At 44.1% G+C, this 18,141-nt stretch carries 23 protein-coding genes; 12 read left to right on the forward strand and 11 right to left on the reverse strand.

Features of this window, described 5'->3' with window-relative positions; translation table 11 throughout:
• The first annotated feature begins 4 nt into the window (after positions 1 to 4).
• Together PAP_RS03050 and PAP_RS03055 are read left to right on the forward strand one after the other, a co-directional pair.
• Positions 5 to 595 (forward strand): hypothetical protein, encoded by a 591-nt coding sequence (locus tag PAP_RS03050; protein ID WP_048164635.1) that lies wholly within the window; start codon positions 5 to 7, stop codon positions 593 to 595.
• Between the two features lie 69 nt (positions 596 to 664).
• Positions 665 to 1,033, forward strand: coding sequence for a Mov34/MPN/PAD-1 family protein (locus PAP_RS03055; RefSeq protein WP_048164636.1), 369 nt, complete (start codon positions 665 to 667; stop codon positions 1,031 to 1,033).
• Here the strand turns inward: PAP_RS03055 and PAP_RS03060 are convergent.
• Positions 1,030 to 1,869, reverse strand: coding sequence for a helix-turn-helix transcriptional regulator (locus PAP_RS03060; RefSeq protein ID WP_052649048.1), 840 nt, complete (start codon positions 1,867 to 1,869; stop codon positions 1,030 to 1,032). The two genes, PAP_RS03055 and PAP_RS03060, sit on opposite strands and share 4 nt — an antisense overlap.
• Before the next feature lie 31 nt (positions 1,870 to 1,900).
• Positions 1,901 to 3,100 (reverse strand): hypothetical protein, encoded by a 1,200-nt coding sequence (locus tag PAP_RS03065; protein ID WP_048164638.1) that lies wholly within the window; start codon positions 3,098 to 3,100, stop codon positions 1,901 to 1,903.
• Between the two features lie 211 nt (positions 3,101 to 3,311).
• Between PAP_RS03065 and PAP_RS03070 the strand changes: the two genes are divergently transcribed.
• Positions 3,312 to 4,139, forward strand: a complete 828-nt coding sequence (locus tag PAP_RS03070) for a carbohydrate kinase family protein (RefSeq protein WP_048164639.1) — start codon at positions 3,312 to 3,314, stop codon at positions 4,137 to 4,139.
• Between the two features lie 50 nt (positions 4,140 to 4,189).
• Here PAP_RS03070 and PAP_RS03075 read toward each other — a convergent pair whose 3' ends face one another.
• Positions 4,190 to 5,740, reverse strand: a complete 1,551-nt coding sequence (locus PAP_RS03075; protein WP_144367984.1) for a COG1470 family protein — start codon at positions 5,738 to 5,740, stop codon at positions 4,190 to 4,192.
• Positions 5,730 to 6,137, reverse strand: coding sequence for a Holliday junction resolvase Hjc (gene hjc / locus PAP_RS03080; protein ID WP_048164640.1), 408 nt, complete (start codon positions 6,135 to 6,137; stop codon positions 5,730 to 5,732). The genes PAP_RS03075 and hjc overlap by 11 nt, the downstream gene beginning before the upstream one ends.
• Positions 6,138 to 6,230: 93 nt before the next feature.
• Between hjc and cobB the strand changes: the two genes are divergently transcribed.
• The 6 genes from cobB (at position 6,231) to PAP_RS03110 (ending at position 10,770) form a co-directional block, all read left to right on the forward strand.
• The gene (gene cobB / locus PAP_RS03085) at positions 6,231 to 6,992 is read left to right on the forward strand and encodes an NAD-dependent protein deacetylase (RefSeq protein ID WP_048164641.1); all 762 of its coding nucleotides are present in this window, start codon (positions 6,231 to 6,233) and stop codon (positions 6,990 to 6,992) included.
• 10 nt (positions 6,993 to 7,002) lie between these two features.
• Positions 7,003 to 7,398, forward strand: coding sequence for a DUF3783 domain-containing protein (locus PAP_RS03090; RefSeq protein ID WP_048164642.1), 396 nt, complete (start codon positions 7,003 to 7,005; stop codon positions 7,396 to 7,398).
• A 34-nt stretch (positions 7,399 to 7,432) separates the two neighbouring features.
• Complete coding sequence (locus PAP_RS03095; RefSeq protein WP_048164643.1) at positions 7,433 to 8,158, forward strand: TIGR02253 family HAD-type hydrolase; 726 nt, start codon at positions 7,433 to 7,435, stop codon at positions 8,156 to 8,158.
• Positions 8,118 to 8,684, forward strand: a complete 567-nt coding sequence (locus tag PAP_RS03100) for an ASCH domain-containing protein (protein WP_048164644.1) — start codon at positions 8,118 to 8,120, stop codon at positions 8,682 to 8,684. The genes PAP_RS03095 and PAP_RS03100 overlap by 41 nt, the downstream gene beginning before the upstream one ends.
• A 547-nt stretch (positions 8,685 to 9,231) precedes the next feature.
• On the forward strand, positions 9,232 to 9,489 hold the full coding sequence (locus PAP_RS03105; RefSeq protein WP_048164645.1) for a 50S ribosomal protein L35ae: 258 nt from the start codon (positions 9,232 to 9,234) through the stop codon (positions 9,487 to 9,489).
• Positions 9,490 to 9,630: 141 nt separating this feature from the next.
• Entirely contained in the window at positions 9,631 to 10,770 is a 1,140-nt protein-coding gene (locus PAP_RS03110) for a tRNA (guanine(10)-N(2))-dimethyltransferase (protein WP_048164646.1), read from the forward strand.
• On the opposite strand, the gene PAP_RS03115 is transcribed toward PAP_RS03110, so the two are convergent.
• Positions 10,762 to 11,337 (reverse strand): adenosylcobinamide amidohydrolase, encoded by a 576-nt coding sequence (locus PAP_RS03115; RefSeq protein ID WP_048164647.1) that lies wholly within the window; start codon positions 11,335 to 11,337, stop codon positions 10,762 to 10,764. The two genes, PAP_RS03110 and PAP_RS03115, sit on opposite strands and share 9 nt — an antisense overlap.
• A gap of 126 nt (positions 11,338 to 11,463) precedes the next feature.
• Here PAP_RS03115 and PAP_RS03120 point away from each other — a divergent pair, with 126 nt between their 5' ends.
• Complete coding sequence (locus tag PAP_RS03120; RefSeq protein ID WP_048164648.1) at positions 11,464 to 11,757, forward strand: hypothetical protein; 294 nt, start codon at positions 11,464 to 11,466, stop codon at positions 11,755 to 11,757.
• Between the two features lie 49 nt (positions 11,758 to 11,806).
• Here the strand turns inward: PAP_RS03120 and cobT are convergent, their stop codons facing one another.
• Entirely contained in the window at positions 11,807 to 12,796 is a 990-nt protein-coding gene (gene cobT, locus PAP_RS03125; protein WP_048164649.1) for a nicotinate mononucleotide-dependent phosphoribosyltransferase CobT, read from the reverse strand.
• An 86-nt stretch (positions 12,797 to 12,882) separates the two neighbouring features.
• Between cobT and PAP_RS03130 the strand changes: the two genes are divergently transcribed.
• Both PAP_RS03130 and PAP_RS03135 read left to right on the forward strand, forming a co-directional pair.
• A complete protein-coding gene (locus PAP_RS03130; protein ID WP_048164650.1) occupies positions 12,883 to 13,869 on the forward strand; it encodes an ABC transporter substrate-binding protein in 987 nt (328 codons plus the stop codon).
• A 57-nt stretch (positions 13,870 to 13,926) separates the two neighbouring features.
• Positions 13,927 to 15,378 carry a cobyric acid synthase gene (locus PAP_RS03135; protein ID WP_048164651.1) on the forward strand — a complete coding sequence of 484 codons (1,452 nt, stop codon included), beginning with the start codon at positions 13,927 to 13,929 and terminating at the stop codon, positions 15,376 to 15,378.
• On the opposite strand, the gene PAP_RS03140 is transcribed toward PAP_RS03135, so the two are convergent.
• From PAP_RS03140 to PAP_RS03160, 5 genes are all read right to left on the reverse strand, one after another.
• Entirely contained in the window at positions 15,373 to 15,924 is a 552-nt protein-coding gene (locus PAP_RS03140) for an NTP transferase domain-containing protein (RefSeq protein WP_048164652.1), read from the reverse strand. The two genes, PAP_RS03135 and PAP_RS03140, sit on opposite strands and share 6 nt — an antisense overlap.
• Positions 15,921 to 16,616, reverse strand: coding sequence for an adenosylcobinamide-GDP ribazoletransferase (gene cobS / locus PAP_RS03145; RefSeq protein WP_048164653.1), 696 nt, complete (start codon positions 16,614 to 16,616; stop codon positions 15,921 to 15,923). Before cobS ends, PAP_RS03140 begins: the two co-directional genes overlap by 4 nt.
• A gap of 136 nt (positions 16,617 to 16,752) precedes the next feature.
• Positions 16,753 to 17,226 carry an alpha-ribazole phosphatase CobZ gene (gene cobZ, locus PAP_RS03150; RefSeq protein WP_048164654.1) on the reverse strand — a complete coding sequence of 158 codons (474 nt, stop codon included), beginning with the start codon at positions 17,224 to 17,226 and terminating at the stop codon, positions 16,753 to 16,755.
• A complete protein-coding gene (locus PAP_RS03155; RefSeq protein ID WP_048164655.1) occupies positions 17,223 to 17,864 on the reverse strand; it encodes a PAB0415 family putative ATP pyrophosphatase in 642 nt (213 codons plus the stop codon). Before PAP_RS03155 ends, cobZ begins: the two co-directional genes overlap by 4 nt.
• Positions 17,861 to 18,109: a PF20097 family protein gene (locus PAP_RS03160; RefSeq protein WP_048164656.1), complete on the reverse strand. Its 249-nt coding sequence runs from the start codon at positions 18,107 to 18,109 to the stop codon at positions 17,861 to 17,863. Before PAP_RS03160 ends, PAP_RS03155 begins: the two co-directional genes overlap by 4 nt.
• Positions 18,110 to 18,141: the final 32 nt, after the last annotated feature.

Genomic DNA, 18,141 nt, shown 5'->3' on the forward strand with positions numbered 1-18,141 from the left:
TAAAATGGTAAGTCCGGCCTCAATTGTACTCCTGTTTGTAGAAGATTTTGCAAAAGAAAACCGCTCGCTTAAGAAGGGTGCTAAATACTTTGACTGGCAGAAGAGATACGATGCCTTTGAAACCGCTTGCGCTATGTTCGGCGTTACAATAGCGAAGCTCATTAGGGAAGGAAAAATCGAACTAAAAGTTAAGAAGGGGTTTTTTGGGAGGAAAAAGCTATTTTTTGTGAGAAGGGCCGATATACCAGAAGAATACGGCGTGATTGTAAGGGGAATGCAGTCAATCTCTCTCTACAACGAAGTCGAGCTCAAGGCGGCCTTGTTCCTCTCAATCCCAATATCTTCGTTGCCTGCTCAAGCACTTTCACGCTACATCATAATGCACGATCTAAAAGGGGAAGATTTCGAGGCCCTCCACAACAGCCTAGAGCTTCAGCATGAGAAAGAAAACCTTAAGCGGCTCTTGGATGAATTCAAACAAGATGAAGAAAGATGGAAGCTATTCGTTAAGAGCGTTGAGAGGGCTATGGACATGTGCAAGGGAAAGGAAGGAATAATGCTTTACACGCCTTTAGATATGCTTGAGGCAAGGTGATATACTCATTTTTATAGTTTCGCCCAAATCCATTTAAGGTAATCTGCTCAATTGGGAATTGTGAGAAAAATGAAGGTGAAAATAAGGCGTGAGTTGTTGGAGTATCTGCTTGAGATGGCGCGGAGTTTTTACCCAAACGAATTCGGCGGCTTTTTACGGGAGAAAAACGGCATATTTGAGGAAGTGCTTATAATTCCAAAAGGTCACTATGGCAAAGGTTCCATCTTCTTTGATCCTTACCTATTGCCCCATGATGAAGACATTAAAGGGACTGTACATTCTCACCCAGCGCCCTATACACGACCTTCAAAAGCGGATTTGCATTTTTTCTCCAAGTTTGGAGGAATTCACATAATAATAGCCTATCCCTTTGAAGAGTGGAGCATAAAAGCATACAGAAGTGATGGAAGGGAGGTAGAGGTGGAGGTGGTAGACTAGGGTTTAAGCTCAATCCAGTTCTCTTTTGAGCCTCTAATAATCTTCACAAGCCCGTTCTTTTCAAAGCGCTGGAACATACGCCATGCGGTTGTCTTTGGAATACCTAAGGCATTTCTAACCTCTGCTTGACTTGCCCTTCCTCCCTTCTCAAGAATGTAGAGCAAGGCTTTTCTCTCTTCATCATTGAGCTCAAAGCGCTCCATCTTTTTTAGGAAAGCTTCTTTGTCGAGCTTAACTTCTTTTTTGCCCTTCCGCAGGAGCTTTGAAGCCATTGCCACTACACCTATTATTAGGATGATAGCTACACCTATGAGGCTGTAGCTCGTTTTTTCCTCTTCCGAGTCTCCTACTTCTCCACTGACGCTTGAAGATAAGACGTAGCTCACGCTCTGGTTTCCTGATGGCATCTCTACAGTTTCACCTTGGATTGACATGGGTATGTCGCTCAAATCAACTATGGTGGAGCCTTCTGGGAGGATGATTTTAACAGGCATGTCCGATTCTACGCTTATACTCCAGACCAAACCTTCTTTTTTTGTCAGATCAGGAGTGTTGTAAGTTACTTCAATGATTTGAGCGTCTCCAACGTTTATTAAAATCTCATCGTCATTGAGTTCATACGATAATGGAGTTCCGCTCTCATCCGTTACAAACAAATCTTCGTAGTTGCTCCCCAAAAGCTTCAAACTTATTTGAGATGTGAACTCATTGGGGACTATCTGATAGTTTACATTAACATAGCCGTCACGATAGACGGTGAGCGTTAAATCATAAGTATATTGGGCACTAACCAAAGGAATTAAAAGGAGCACGACCATGATTAGAGCTTTCTTCACTTTATCACCTCCAAAATAAAAAATAAAGAGATCAGGCATGTCTTAAGATAAACTGGTCAACGCTGTAGAGTAGTCTTAAAGCAATTCCAAAGTGCATCTTTGCTTGTGCTATCCTGCCTTCCTTAGCGAGTCTAAGGCCAAGCTGCACTTCTTGAACGGCTGTTCTGAGCTCCAACTCAGCTCTTCTTGTATCAACACCTCTATTTTTGAGTACTTGAAGTGCCTTTGCATCCTTCCTTATTCTGTCGCCGACTTCTCTTAAAAATACCCTGAGATCTTTCTTCATCCTTTCTTCGGCTATCTTTTCGTGTATCTGGTCGAGTGTTTTGAAGAATCTTTCAATTTTGCCCCTGTTTTCTTTTATTACATCGAGTGCATCTTCCCACTTCTCCTCAGCTGCAAGCCCTTTTACTTCCTCATAAACCACTTTGATCTCCTCAAGCTTAGCCTCTGCCTCACTCGTATCGATACCTCTGTTCTTAGCCTCTTCAATTACGCGTTCTGCAAATGTTATTCCCTTTTCTGTCTTGATGAGGAAGTCTTTAACTATCTTATCCGCATTCATATATGCGAGCTCTTCCCTAACTTTCATGAGCTCCTCATCCAAAGCGGCTTTCTTTTCCTTCGCTATTTCGAGGTCTTCTTTGGCCTTCTCAAAGTCTTTGGCCTTTAGATCATCCAATACCTGCTTATATGCATCTTTGGTTTCGTTATAAAGTAGGGTTAAGTTTGAAACATCTATTCCTTGATTTTCTGCAATCCTAATCGTACGCTCGACCACTCCAAAGTACTCCTGCATTCTCTTGATTTCCTCTGGTAGCCTATCTCTAAGCTCATCAATTCTCTCCTTACCCTCTTTAAGCTGGGTTAAAACTATCTTGTAGTAGTGCATTGAGGTTAAGCTGTCGAGAATTGAGTTATAGTAATCCTCAGCCTCATACTCTTGAATGGCTTTTTCTTTATATGCTTCAGCAGTTTCATAATTCTCCAATATTGTTGAGTTCTCTGGTAGTTTGTCTCTTATTTTTTCAATGTGGCTTTCTGTAAGCTCGCTTATCCTAGTTAGCTGGTTAATTAAACGCTCTGCAATTATCTCTTCTTGTGTAGAATTGTCAAGACTTAGACTGTATTCTTCCAAGCTCTGTGTGCCGTTCTCATCTGCCAAGGCTATTCCTGCTGGTATTACACTTCCAACCAACAACAGCACCAAGGCCCAAACCTTCCACTTCATGCCAATCACCAATTGTGAATATGACGTTGCTCTTATTTTAGGAACCCGGTGAAAAGAACGTTTCGGAACGTTCCATTCTATGAAACTCTCTTTTTCTCAAAATATTTAAAGCTTTTGGGCATTTACGCATTTTTTACTGTACTTTGGAACGATAAGAATCTTTTTAAATGCTCAAAGGATACTCTTTAAAAAACTGAGCAGGGGATGAAAAATGGATCTGGTAGTCGTAGGGCATGTCGCTATTGACCACATCATTTTTCCAAACAAAAAAGATGTCCTCCAACCAGGAGGAGCAGCCGCAGCTGTAGCAACAGCCGCTGCTCTAAGCGGCGCTAAAGTTGGCTTAGTTACTAAAGTAGGACGCGACTTTCCACAAGAGTGGCTCGAGAAGCTGAGGGAGATTTTAGACATCAAAGGAGTTCACATCTTAGAGGGCAATACTATACACATATATATGATTTATAGTGAGGATGGAAGTGTTGATGCTCCCGTTGATATGGGTGTGGCCCAAAGGATGGGCGAGACTGAGATTCCCGAGGAGTATTTAAGTGCTGAGATTTTTCACATTGCTCCTATTCCTCCCGAAGAGCAGCTTAAAATGGCCAAACGATTGGAGGGGAGACGTATTAGTCTCGACTTTAACCCCACGTACATGGAGGACTATAATACAAAAACTGAGCTGATGAGGGAAGTAGTATCAAGAGCTGAAGTGGTTTTTCCAAATGAGCGCGAAGCTTTGACCATAACAAAGGCCAAAGACATTCGTGAGGCAGCTCTAAAAATGCACGAGTGGGGAGCCAAGCTCGTTGTAATAACGCGCGGTGAGAAGGGAGTTTTGGTTTATGACGGCTCATTTAAAGAGTTTCCGGCACTCCCAATAAGTGATGATGAAATGGTTGACCCAACTGGGGCTGGAGATGCGTTTGCGGGAGGATTTTTGGCCTATTATGCTAAAGATAAACCTTTGGAGGAGTGCATAGAGCAGGGACTCTATAGGGCTAGAGAAGTGCTGAAGAAAAAAGGCAGCTGGAGTATCTAATTGTTTTTTTTCACTAAATTTTTAGATGAAAGATGAAAATGGCAAAAGCCTCAAAGAAGCACCTGTAAAAACGCCTCTTCTTCTGGCTCAAGCTTTTCTATTTCCCATATCACTCTAGTACCCTCGATTTTTACTTTTCCTTTGGTGGCTCTAACATCGGCAGCATTGATGTTTCTCTCGACTACGAAGTTCTCGAGGCTCCTTAGCTTTGGAGCTTTGACTTTTATGAAGTAGTATTTATCGAGCTGCTCTTCGAGTATGATTGGCCTGAAAAACGCTAAGTATGATGTGCTCCCAAAGAGTATTGCTGAGAGTATGAGGATTATTGGCAGGTTGCCGTAGTCTTTTGGGGGCTTTGGGACGGTCTGGTTCTGGACATAGCTTATGGTGGTTGTTGTGGTAGTGGTGGTAGTCGTGATGGACGTTTGGGTCGGCGTGGGCTTTTCGACGCTCACTGTTTTCTCGTCTCCTAAGTATTTTGAGCTGTCTGCTTTAAGCTTCAAAACACCAAAGCCTATTTCGTTGAGGTCTATTTCAACTTTTCCGCTCTCATCCGTTACTCCGTAGGCCCTGCCTTTGGCTCCTTCGGCTACGACACTTACATTAGCAATTCCTTTACCACTTGAATCCCTCACATAGACTATTAGAGTTTCATTCTGCTGTTTGTAGTCCAAGAAGAGCTTTTTGACTTCAACAATGGTCTCGACGATTTTTCCATCGAAGTTGAATGTTATTCTATACGTTCCTGGATTTCTTGCCTCAATCTGTACCAACCCCAGATTGTCAGTTTTGAATTGGAGTCCATTTATTGTAACTGGGATATTGCTGACTCCTTTTCCTTCTTCGTCCTTAACTTGAACTGTAATAACCCCATTCTCAAATTTCGCATCGTAGGTTAGTTCTCTCTGATAGACCTCAAAGCTTTTGCTTTCTGTTTTTGAAATCCCTCCAAATTTTGTGTGCATAATAACCAAGTAGCGCCCGACCTCAGGTCTCGGTAGAACTATCTCATAGCTCTTCTTGCCATAAGCGGTTATGTATGTGCTCTCAGCTATAGTCTTAATGAGTTCACTTCCCCTGTAAACCTCTATCTCCACAATGCCGTTTAAAATGCCGTTTGCCTTTGATCTGACCTCGCAGGTTATTGTGACATCGTTTCCGTAGACGTATTTGTCCTGAGAGGAGATTTTGAGGTAGTAATCCACTTTCGTGAGAACTCTAAGAGTTAGGGGCACTTTTACAATTATAGGGGAGTCTTTCATTTTAGCAACGAGATTGAGGTTGTATGTGCCGGCTATAACATCATTCAGTATAATCTGCACATGCCCTTCATAAGTTTGATTTGGACTCAGCTCTTGAATTATTTCCTGAGTGTATGTTGCTCCTTTAGGGAGCTTTTCAATTGTTATAAAAACATTTTTGGCACTTTCGTTTCCCAAATTGGTTATGTTGAAATAGATATCCACGATATCGCCGGGATTTGCACTAAAAGTATTCTTCTCGGGAGAAATCATGATAACTGGCTGCCCGCTAGCTGGTGGGAGCATTATACTTGCGAGCATAACTGCAAATAATACGAATGATAGAACCTTACTCTTCACCTTTAACCACCTCTAAAATACTCCTCTGTTTCCCTACAACTTCTTCAAAACTCTTTCCTTTGTATTTAGCTAGAATCAAATCCACTTTAAAGTTTTTACCGCTTTTTGGCAGACTTTGGGGCGAAAAAAAGTGCCAACCGTTGTTTATGAATTTGACCGCGATTATGGGCTCTCCACCAAATCTATAGGCAAAGGAGGTGAGCTTTTCGATGTCTTCTCCGCTCAAGTAGAGCTTCTCCCCTTTTGTACTCTTAACCTCTATACAGAGGTATTTCCTACCGTTTCCAGCTATTATGTCAACTTTCTTACTTCCAGCTGACCTCACAACAGCGAACCCCTCTTTCTCAAGCCTTTTTATGAGTTCCCTCTCGGCACTGGCACCCCGTCTATACTTCACACTTCACACCCCTATAGTGTAGTTGCTTTGAGGTAATAACACTTGCGCAGCTAAGCTTTTTAAGTTTGGAAAGCTAGTCTAATAGGGGCCAAGATGATAGAGGAAGCCGCAAAACTGATAGCTCACTCGAGGTTTTTAATAGCCTTCACAGGGGCAGGCATAAGTGCTGAAAGTGGAATACCAACTTTTAGGGGAAATGGTGGGCTTTGGGAGAACTACAAAGTTGAAGAGGTAGCAACGCCTGAAGCCTTTAAGAGGAATCCCAAGCTTGTTTGGGAGTTTTATAAAATGCGAATGCGGAAGATGCGAAAAGCGAAGCCCAACAAAGCTCATATTGCCTTGGCAGAACTTGAAAATAAGGGAATCCTTAAAGGAGTCATCACCCAGAACATAGATGACCTCCACAGAGAAGCAGGGAGTAAAAACGTAATAGAACTTCACGGCAACATTTACCGTGTTAAGTGCACTTCCTGTGATTACAAGGAGAACTTAAAGGAAAGCGGTCGATTGGATGAGTTTTTGGATGAGGATGAGCTGCCTAAATGTCCCAAGTGCGGCTCTCTTTTGAGACCCGATGTGGTGTGGTTTGGAGAGCCCCTGCCTGAGACTGCTTTAAATAACGCGTTTAACCTAGCGAGGCGAGTTGATATCTGTTTGGTTATAGGTACGAGTGGTCAAGTTTTTCCAGCAGCTTACATTCCGTACATAGTTAAGGACAATAAAGGAAGTATCATAGAAATTAATCCTCATGAGAGCGGCATAACTCCAATAGCGGACATCTTTTTGAGGGGAAGAGCAGGAGAAGTCATGGAAGAACTTTTAAGGAAGATTTGGGAGTGTCTGGACAAGTGTTAGAGGTGATTAAATGATACTTCTGATAGGTTTTGATAAGGGCGAAGTTAAAGCACTTAGGGATACTCTAAACGAGTATCGTATCTATGAAATTCCTGAGTATTGTAGAGACTGGGTGCTTCAGGAGATAGTTGAAAAAGCCGAGAAGCTTGAGGGGAGCGGCAACTGGCATGTGAGAAAGTTCTTTTTAATGCATGGGCTAAAAGATACTCAAGTTAGGGAAGCTTTAGAAAAGGTAAAGGCTTTAAAAATGGGCAGGATAATTTTTGCGACTACGACACCAACATCACTTACTTGGACGCTGGAGGACTTGATGAGGGAGCTGATTAAAGAGGATGAACACTTCCGGGAGCTTGAAAAGAGGAAAGCCAGTAGGGTCTATCTAGATTTGAATATAGGGAAGGATTAAATATCATTAAGATAAAAGTAAGTTGGGGAGAAGTATGATCAAAGTAGTGCTCTTTGATTTGGATGACACTTTGGTGGATACAACTAAACTGGCGGAGAGGGCTAGGCGAAACGCCGTAGAAAATATGGTTAAGCATGGATTACCTGTTGATTTTGAAACCGCTTATAATGAGCTTTTAGACTTGATTAACGAATACGGAAGCAACTTTTCTCGTCATTTCGATTATCTTTTGAGGCGTTTGGATTTGTCCTACAATCCTAAGTGGGTAGCTGCTGGGGTTATTGGCTATCACAACACAAAGTTTACGCAGCTGAAGGATGTGAAGAATGCGAAAAAAGCCCTAATAAAGCTGAGCTCAATGGGACTCAGGCTTGGGATAGTGACGGATGGAGATCCAATAAAGCAGTGGGAAAAAATTTTGCGGCTTGAACTTGAAGACTTTTTTGAACACGTCATTATATCTGACTTTGAAGGTGTTAAAAAGCCCCATCCAAAGATATACCAAAAGGCGCTAAAGCTCTTTGGCGTTGAGCCAGAAGAGGCCGTTATGGTTGGCGATAGGCTCTATTCTGACATATATGGAGCCAAAAACGTTGGGATGCACACCGTTTGGTTCCGCTACGGTAAGAGGAAAAACTCCGATCTGGACTACAGAGAATATGCGGACTTTGAGATTCACGATTTGCTTGAGCTTCCAAAGCTCTTGGAGGGGCTCAGAAATGAGGAAAGTTCAAATAAGGAAGTTCATGCTCATAGATAGTGCATACAAAAGCAAGATACTCAAGGGTAAGAAAACCACTACAATACGGTTCGGCAAATACGAAGCAAAGCCCGGCAACGAGATTTACATTGTAGTTAGGCCCAGCGATACTGCAATAGCTAAAGCAAAGATTAAAGGAATAACACGGAAAAAAGTTGGAGAGCTCACAAATGAAGACGCCAAAAAGGACGGCTTCAGCGATGTTAGGGAGTTAATGAGAGCATTGAACAAAATTTACGGCGAGTTGCACAAGGACGATGAGGTGAGCATAATAGAGTTTGAGCTCATAAAGCCTCTCGAAGGAATTCCCTTGAAGCTTTTGAAAGGGCTCAACTACAAAGAGCCGGATGAAGTTGCAAAGCTCTATGTGGAAAGTGGCGTGAGCGCTTCTAGAGATGTTGATTTGATAGTCAAGCACATTTACGAAAATGGCCTTAAAAGCGCCCTAAAGCGCTACGGCCCAATGAGAGTTAAAAAAGCTGTTTTAGATGCATATCACAAGCTCTATGCTGAGGGGATTATTTGACTATTTGCTTATGTGATTGCGTGATTATTTAGTTATTTTTGGTCATATCAGACAGGAATCCGCTCATCATCGCTGAGCTCAGGATAGTGGCCATCATCATACTTTTGAGAATGCTATTTTTAGATTTAATAAACCTTGTGATGGGTCTGTAGAACAGGATAAAGAACGGGGAGGTGCTTTAAGGTGTGGCGAGCACCTCCCCTGCGTCAGATAATACCGACGTCATCACCCATCAGACTGGGCAAGGGTCGTCATCCGCTGGACTAAGCTAATCTTGAGGGCTTAAAAGGTTTGGGGCTGTAGTTTCTTCAGCATTTCTTGGTGCTCTTTAAGTTAATCCCTCTGCTTTTTACAAATGGGGGTTTGTAGAACTTCCAATGCACTGAAACTGGCTAATTTTTTGAGTTTTGTCTACTCTTTCAGCCAAAATGTTGAATAAGGGGGAACTTGAGGGGCACGGATAATGTCAGAAAAGAACCAGAATTGTGCCCCCCAGAGCAAGATTTAAAAATTCCTCTCCATAGGTTATTTTCGAGGTGGTGTAGTGATGAAGGGTATAATCCTAAACTACGCCAGGGGAAAGCACAACCAAAGAAATCACCACATGCTGATAGAGATTGAGGGAGTGAAGAGCAGAGAAGAAGCCTCTCGCTTCATTGGAAGAAAAGTTATTTGGAAGAGCAAGACTGGGAAAAAGATTATGGGCAAAATAGTAAAGCCCCATGGTGAGAAAGGCGTCGTTAGGGCGCGCTTTGATATTGGGCTTCCAGGTCAAGCTCTGGGCGATGAGGTTCTCATAAGGTGAGCCTCTTGCTTTTCGTTTCTTGAACTTCACTTTTTTCTAGAGGAAGTTTACTCTGGGGACACGAAGGAGGTTAGAAAAGGCAGAGTTGTCCGGATGGATAAGCTTAAAAGAAGATTATTGAACCTTTTATCGGTGGGTGCCTTGGAGTTTAAAGAGGTGAGAGAGGGCAAAGCTAAAATTTTGGTGCCGAAAGCCGAGCGCATTTATGATGCTCCCGTTTTCTACAATCCGGTTATGGCGTTTAATAGGGATTTGAGTGTTTTAGCACTTCGTGTTTTAGAACCTAAAGAAGCGTTGGATGCTCTCAGCGCGACAGGTGTTAGGGGGATTCGCTATGCCCTTGAGACCCCCGTGAGAGAGGTCTGGATGAATGATATAAATCCTGAGGCCTTCAATCTAATCGTTGAGAACATTAAGCTGAATTTTGATGGAGCTCTCGAAGTAAAAGAAAAAAAGGCTATTTTAGAGGGAGATAAAAGACTCATATCAACCAACAAAGATGCCAATCTATTAATGGACGAAGCATTTAGGTATTTCGACTTCGTAGATTTAGACCCCTTTGGCTCTCCAATGCCATTTTTGGATGCTTCACTTAGAGCTGTCAAGAGAAAGGGCTTTTTGGGCATTACAGCAACAGATACGGGTGTTCTCTGCGGGGCATATAAAAATGCATGCCTTAGGAAGTACAATGCGAGACCTTTAAGGGGTGAGCTGTGCCACGAAACCGGACTGAGAATTTTAATCGGCGCTGTGGCGAGGTATATTGGAAAGTACGACCTTGGATTTAGAGTTCTCTTCGCTTACTACAAAGATCACTACTTTAGAGTGTTCCTAAAGCTCGAGGACGGTGCTAAGAAGGGTGATGAGACTGTAGAAAAGCTTGGCTATGTTTATTTCGACCAAAAAACTGGCAAATTTGAAGTTGAGAATGCCTTTTTGCCCAGCCGTAAAGGCGCTTACGGCCCATTGTGGCTTGGCGAACTTAAAGATGAGAAGTTCGTGGAGGCGCTCTATAATGAGGCCCAAAAAGCCGAGCTCGCTAAAAAGCGCAAGGTATTAGAGTGTTTGGAGAGGGTTAGGGGAGAGCTCGACGTACCGCTGTTCTATGAGCTCTCGATGGTGGCAAAGAGGAACAAGCTCGAAGTCAGAAAGCCAGACCTCATAGTTGAAGCGCTCGAGGAGAGGGGCTTTTTAGCGAGCAGGACACATATCTCACCCACGGGCATAAAAACAAACGCAGGGCTCAGCGATGTGGTTGATGTTCTCAGGTCTCTACAGTGAAGCTTCCCATTTTCTCAAGCTCTCTTTCAAAGCTTTTCTAACGGCCTTTCCTATATTGATGCCCAATTTGGTGGCGGTTCCAGCCCATTCTATCTCCCCTTCATTAGCGAAAACCCCTATACCGTCGCTTGTAGTGCCCGTAGCTTCATAGCCGAGCTTTAGGAGTGTGTATGTTTTCGCCTCTGTTGCAGTCATTATGGCGTTTGCCAAAGCTCCAACAGTTAGGCCTTCATTTATGACGAGGGCTATGTTTATGGTCCTACTTACGAACTTCGGCGGCTCTTCTCCTGCTATGGCCGGGTTGGTAATCCCAGCGGTGACGTAAGCCTCAACGCTTCCTATTTTGGCAGCGCTTAGAACTTTAGGAATCTCTGCTGCGGTCATAAAGCCCACGAAGTTATTTAATCCATTTTTCCGCTCAAATTCAAGGCAGTCCTTTTTATAATCGCCGTCGTAGTTTTTGTGGACGTGCATGAAGAAGAAGCCTTTAGCTTTAAACAGGCCGCCGTTGTGCGGAGCATTGCTTAGGGCGAGCATCTCCTCATCAAAGGAGTGAATGTAGTGCATCTGTATTCCTCCAATTCACTGTTTGATATTCCACTAATAACTTGCTTAAAGTTAAGTTCTATGCAAAAATTTTCTATTTTCGGAATCCTTATTAAATATTTTTAATAAACTGTTTTTGTGATGCCTATGGATCCAATGGAAAAGATTTTCGATGAGATGGCTAAGAACCCTAAAATGAAGAAAAAGCTCAAAATAAAAGCCGCTTTCTCGCTGCTCCTGCTTGTGCTGTTCTTTGGTGTGATATTCATAACGGTGGGCACCATACTGGCCACTAAGAACGGCAGCTTCCTCGGATTGACCAAGCTTCAGTTTATGGAGCTCAGGAGCAAGTATGGAATAATGATGATGGTACTAATAACCATCCACCTCATGATGAACTGGAAAATCTTCACCAAAGAGCTCAAAATACTCTTCAGCTGATTTAAATTTTCCAGCTTCTAGTTGAAGCTAAAAATATAAAGTTTGAGGACTAAAGCTCCATCAGCCTCTCATAGAGCTCATCAACTTTCTTTGCAACATCTTCGACTGTGAAGCCTTTCTTCACCGCGAGCCAGACAGCACCTCCAGCGCCGACTCCTTCTTTAACGTAGCCCCTCTCGTAGTCTTGGAGTCCTTTAAACCTGCTCCTTGAGAAGTCAAGCTCCGCATAATAGTAGGCAATCCCAATCCCCTTTGCGGTCTCCTTAAACGTGGAGCTCTCATCGTTGGCAACCCACTTCGTGGTTGCAATCATAAACCTGCCTAAGTCTTCGCCTAAAGCCTTTAACAATGCAGATATTGAGAGCATTTGAGTTCCACCAGCTAAAACCACTTCGCCTTTAAATTCCTGAGAAATCCCTATTACAGTTGCCATCATTGGGTCTCCAAACTCTTCCAAAGCACTAAGAGGTTCGTTAGCTAAATCCCCCTTATTTATGCCAGCTCTCTTGAAGCCTTCTTCAATCACCTGTGCCTTAAGGTTTTGAGGATTGTTTGGAGCTGCTGATGAAGTCTTTGCTTCATAGCCAAGAGCCCATAAAATGGCTTGAGCTGTGGTCGTTCCTCCTGGTGTGGACTCTCCGATGACTACCTCTTTCAAGCCGAGCTTATTAAGTTGTTCTCCAAAGAGCCTAGCCTTCTCAATGATTTCCCTCGCTTCAGGCAGGGCTTTCTCCTTTCTAAAGTCCCTCCCTACAACATCGCTTATATGCACGTACGGAACGAGAGGTGCTAAATAAGTTCCGCCTCTAACGATAATTATTGGAAAATCAGCCAACTCCTTTGCAGCTTTAGTGATTATAGCTGGCGTTGGGTGCCCTTCGGGAGTAACTGGTATCACATCAATGATTTTAGGCTTTTCGTGGAAAAGGTACTCTGCATCAGCTGGGGGCGTTAGCTTTGTTAGCTCAGGAGTTGCTCCGGCAACGCTTATTCCAGGTATTGTAGAAACCTCTGTATTGCCCAAAACTACGAGCATCATAAATACCACCGTTGGCAATTTTATCCAATAGACTTATATACCCTTCGCCCTTTACCATTGGTGGATAAATAATCCAAGGTGGTAATATGAGAAAGGTAACCTACCTGTTTGTGGTGTTGATGATAGGTGTCCTCGTCAGCGGCTGTATAAGTCAACCAACTCCAGAAACCATAACTCAAACGATGACGACCACAGCTACCGAGACCATTACCAAAGCGCCCGAATACTATCCGCTTATGATAAAAGACTTCGCTGATAGAGAGGTTAAAATTGAGAAGGAACCCCAGAAAATAGTATCGCTCGCACCAAGCATAACTGAGACGCTCTACTTCCTTGGTGCCCTCGATAGGGTCATCGGCGTTACGCAGTTTGATGACTATCCTCCAAATGTTCAGGATGGGAGGACAATTATAGGCGGCTTCAGCGATCCCAACATTGAGGTCATAGCCTCACTCCAGCCTGACCTCATCATAGGAACATCCATGCACCTTAAGTACCTCGAGCAGCTTGAAAAAATAGCCCCCGTCATAATCGTCGACCCCAAGAATATCGATGAGATATACTCTCAGATAATGCTTCTTGGAAAGGTCCTCAACAAGGAAAAGGAAGCTGAAGGAGTTGTTAACTATATGAAGGCCGAAGTTGAGGACGTTAAGTTCAAGGTTGAGGGCAAGGAAAAGCCGAAGGTCTTCTTCATAAGCTGGTGGAACCCAATTTACACACCGGGAAGTGGCACCTTTCAGGGTGACCTGATAGAGATTGCAGGCGGTGAGAACATCTTTAATGATTTGAATGGCTGGGCTCAGGTTAACCTCGAGAGTGTGCTCGCGAGGGATCCCGATGTGATAATTCTCTCCGCTCACGCGGGCGTTACTCCCGAGGAAATATGCAAGAGCGAGCTGGCAAAGACGAGCGCGGTTAAAGAGGGAAGGATATACGTGGTGAGCGACGACAACGCCATCTCAAGGCCCGGGCCGAGGATAGTTGAAGGTCTCGAGGAGCTTACCCTGTTTATCCACCCCGAGGCCTTTGGATACAGCTTCCAGCCTGTGGCGTGCGAGGCCACCGGCTGAGCAATTTCCCTTTTTGAACCTTTGAGCTTTATCTTTTATTTTCATGGGGGAATGAGGATGGGAAAAGCCTTAATGATTCAGGGAACGTCTTCAGGGGCTGGAAAGTCTTTATTAGCCCTCGCATTATGCAGAATCTTCTCAAACCTCGGATATGATGTTGTGACTTTTAAGAGCCAAAACATGAGTCTAAATTCCGCTCCAAGCATAGAGGGTGGAGAAATTAGCCGAGCACAGTATCTACAGGCTTTGGCATGTAAAAAGAAGCCCTCCGTGAAGTTCAACCCTATCCTTCTCAAGCCGGAGGGGGGCATGAGGAGCCAAGTTGTGTTTATGGGAAAGCCTATAGGAAGTGTTTCCGCTAAGGAATATATGCTCTCCAAGAAGGAGGAGCTCTTTTCAAAAGCCATGAAAGTCTTGGATGAGCTGCTGGAGAAGCACGACATCGTTGTAATCGAAGGTGCTGGCTCTCCGGTAGAGATCAACCTCAAAGATTACGACATTGCTAACATGCGTGTTGCCAAGCACGCCAAGGCTAAGGTCATTTTAGTCACGGACATAGACAGGGGAGGAAGTTTTGCCTCAATAGTAGGGACTATGGAGCTCTTAAGCGAGGAGGAGCGAAAACTCGTAATGGGTTTCATTTTCAACAAGTTCCGCGGTGATGCCTCTCTCCTTAAGCCCGGCTTAGACTATTTGGAGCAAAGGTACGGGAAGAAAGTTTTAGGGGTAATTCCTTATACGGAGCATAAAATTCCAGAAGAAGATTCTCTAACAGAGTTCCCGAAGGTTAAGGGTGAGCTACACATTCAAATTGTCAAGCTCCCACACATAAGCAACTTTACAGACTTTGAGCCCCTCCACTGGGCGAACGGGATTGATTACGTGAGCAACGCTGAAGAAATTAAGGGCGATGTTATAATCGTTCCAGGGAGCAAAAATACTGTTGAAGACTTGCTCTGGATGAGAGAAAATGGAATTGAAGACGCTATACTTGAGGCACACAAAGATGGAGCTTTTGTTATAGGTGTCTGTGGCGGCTTCCAGATGCTCGGGAAAAAGATAATCGACGAGGTCGAGTCTAAGAGAGGCAAAATCAATGGGGTTGGGCTCTTAGAGACTAAAACCTTCTTTGCCAGAACCAAAAGAACTAACCACCTAAAAGCACAAATTCTGTGGAAACCTCTTGGAGGCATGGTCGTTGAGGGCTATGAGATTAGGATGGGACGCTCTACCTCGGAAAGGCATTTTTCGGTAATCCACGAAATCAACGGGAGGCCAACTTTTGAGTATGATGGAGCCATCGGCGAGAGAGCTTTTGGGACTTATCTGCACGGCATCTTCCATAACTTCGACTTTACGGAAAGGTTTTTGAACATGCTCAGGGCTGAGAAAGGTCTTGAACCCATAAGTGTAGGCAGATGGAGCCTTGAAGAAGAAATCGAGAGGTTTGCTAAAATAGTGGAGAAGAGCATCGACGTGGATTACATTTTGGGCAAGCTTGGACTATAAAAACTTAGACCTCAACAACTTGGCAATCCTATTTGCAAGTTCGAGCTCTTCAGGAGTATTCACATTTAAAGCTAAGAGTGGATTGGTTAGCTCAAAGAACTCTTCTCCCTCCTCGGCAACGGCGTTTAGGCCTACTATAGCATAGCCGCGATAAACAGCAGGTTTCAGGCCTTTAGGAACCCTTGAGAGCGGTAAAACCCCTGTGAGGCTTAGCTTTCTCCTCTCGAGCTCTTTCATCATTAAAGCAAGGTCAGAGGCTCTAACGAAGGGTATATCGCTTGCAACGCTCACGAAGGTGCCCAACTCGCGCAAAAGCCACTGGACGTCGTGCACATATCCGTTGCCGGGTGTTTCTATGAAATGTATACCCTCCCTGAGGCACAGCTCTTTAGTCTTTGGCGTGTTCTTCGAGAGTGCAATAAGGGTTTCACCGACCTTTGAGGCCTGTTCATATACCCAGAGGAGCATCTCTCTACCTGCTATTTTCAATACCGGCTTCTCTTTACCCATGCGTGTTGATTTCCCACCTGCGAGAATGATTATCATAGATACCACCAAATGAAAGCCAAAGTCAAAAGCGTTCCAGCTCTTGTTATCTCAGCTGTTGCTCCAATGCAGTCGCCGTTAATCCCTCCAAAATTATCCAGGCTGAGCTTTATGGTGTAAGCTCCAATTAAAAGCCCCAAAACCGAGAAGATGCTTTTTGGACTGTAAACTACAGCGGGAAGGAGGAGAGTCAAATAGAGCACACTCCCGGCGAGGAGCTGCTTTTTATTCATGGCTTTCATGAAGTAAGAGCCAAGGCCTTCTCCAAGGGGCTTTTTCGTGGCTAAAGTGAGGAGCATTGCATACTTGGAATTGAGCTCTGCTAAAAAGATGGCGTAGAACGGGAGGAGCTGAAGAGAATAAATCTGGAGGAAGAGAATCATTACAACGGCAAAAACTCCCGCTATGCCGGTGTTTAAGTCTTTCATTGCCTTAATCTTCCTTTCGCGGTCGCCTTTGGTCATTACCCCATCGGCAAAATCAGCTAGACCATCAAGGTGGAGCAAGCCAATGGTAAAATACAGGAGCAGAAGGGCGAGCACATTTTTTAGAGGGACGTCAAAATACAGGATTAAGGCGGGTAAGGCTGATGTTATGGGTGCCAGCAGGGGAAAGGCCCACATTTCATGTCGTGCCTTTTCAAAATCCCCTTTGAGTGGAATCCTTGTCATGAATGGAATGAGGTTTTTCATATTTTCACCTCGGCTAATTAATCCAACGTTAAAAACGCTTAAAAAGACTACCTCCAAACTGCCAACTATGAAAAAGGAACACTATAGGATGTTGCTTGTGCTTGTTTTAATCCTGACTGTTTTGTATACTCTCGGCTTAGTCGGTGTGCTTCCCTTTGTTGTCAGCTATTATATCACCATTTTCTTCGTATTCCTGTTCCTCTTCCTCCGATGGCAGAAGAGGCTCAAATAGCCTTGTCATGCATCCAGCTATAAACCCCCCAACGGCATCGTCCAAAAACGGCGGCAGCTCTCTCAAAATCCCCGGCTTTTTGGTGTCATAGTAGAAGAAGTTGAAGAGCGCCATCTTCCCACCAATGTACTCGGCTATGTCAATTCCTATGAGCTCATCCGCCACGAGGTTTACGGGATCTCCTTCAACTTTAAAGTTCTCCTCTAAGAGTAGAGCGGCTTTTAGAAGGGCTTGGACGTTGATGTCGTTTAGATAGTGGAGTATAATCTCTCTAAGCTGTCCTCTAACTTTTTCCGCATCATTTCCAATGTAAAGTTCCAAAGCGGTATCGAGCATTCTCTCAAGGGTTATGCCTTTAGCTTCGAGTTCCTCAATCATCTTCTCACCAGCCTGAGCTTCAACCACCAATATCTCTCGCTCTCTTCAATTTTCAATGGCTCCAGATTAAAGCTTGCCTTAAAGAGAGGGGCGCTGAGCGTTACAGTGTGGAACTCCCCAAATTCTCCGATGGGGTCTATCTCCGGGTTCGCTTCTAAGAAGAGTTCCAAATCTCCGAGAGAAGAGAATGTGTAGCCGAGCCACTCTTTTGAAAGCTTTTCCTTATTTACAGAGATTATTGCGTACTCAAAGCCAGCATTGAGCATCTCTTTAGCCAGCTCAAGCGTGTTCCTTCCCCAGAGAGGTTCTAAAGCCTCAACCTCTGCTCTTTCGGCAAGCCATTTTATCCACTTAAAGTGGTCTTCGAGGAGGACATCCCCGGCTATGATGTAATCAACATCGAGAGAGCTTATGAATTCCGCTAAAGCCTCGCTTCCTTTCCCCATGTCAAAGATGAGAAGCTCTTTTCCCATCGCATCGACGAGCTTTTTGAGTTCGCTTAAGTTTTCGTAGTGGGGTGAAACTCCTATGGTGGTTTTTAGGGCTAAGAGAGAGGGTATTTTGATCCCCTGCTTTTCAGCTAGATACGCGGCATAAAGCCCATCTTTGCCGCCTGAAAAGAAAGCTATACCTCTCAAAAGCTTCCCTCCAACTTTGCCTGCTCATACTCCTCTCTTATCTTTTGAAGCTCGGCCTCATCAACATATGGGATTATCGCTCCACAGCTGAGACAGAGCCAGGGATAAGCCTTAACCGTGCCAGTGAATGCCGCTTTTAAACCATGCTTCCAGGGAGCTTTCCAGAAATACACCGCATACCCTTCTTGCGGGCTCTTCCCTTTTATCATAGTTCCTCCGCAGAAAGGACACTTTTTCGCCTCCATAACACCACCAAAATTATAAACACGTTGGACGT

It is taken from the genome of Palaeococcus pacificus DY20341, from assembly GCF_000725425.1.
In the GTDB taxonomy this organism is placed as follows: domain Archaea; phylum Methanobacteriota_B; class Thermococci; order Thermococcales; family Thermococcaceae; genus Palaeococcus; species Palaeococcus pacificus.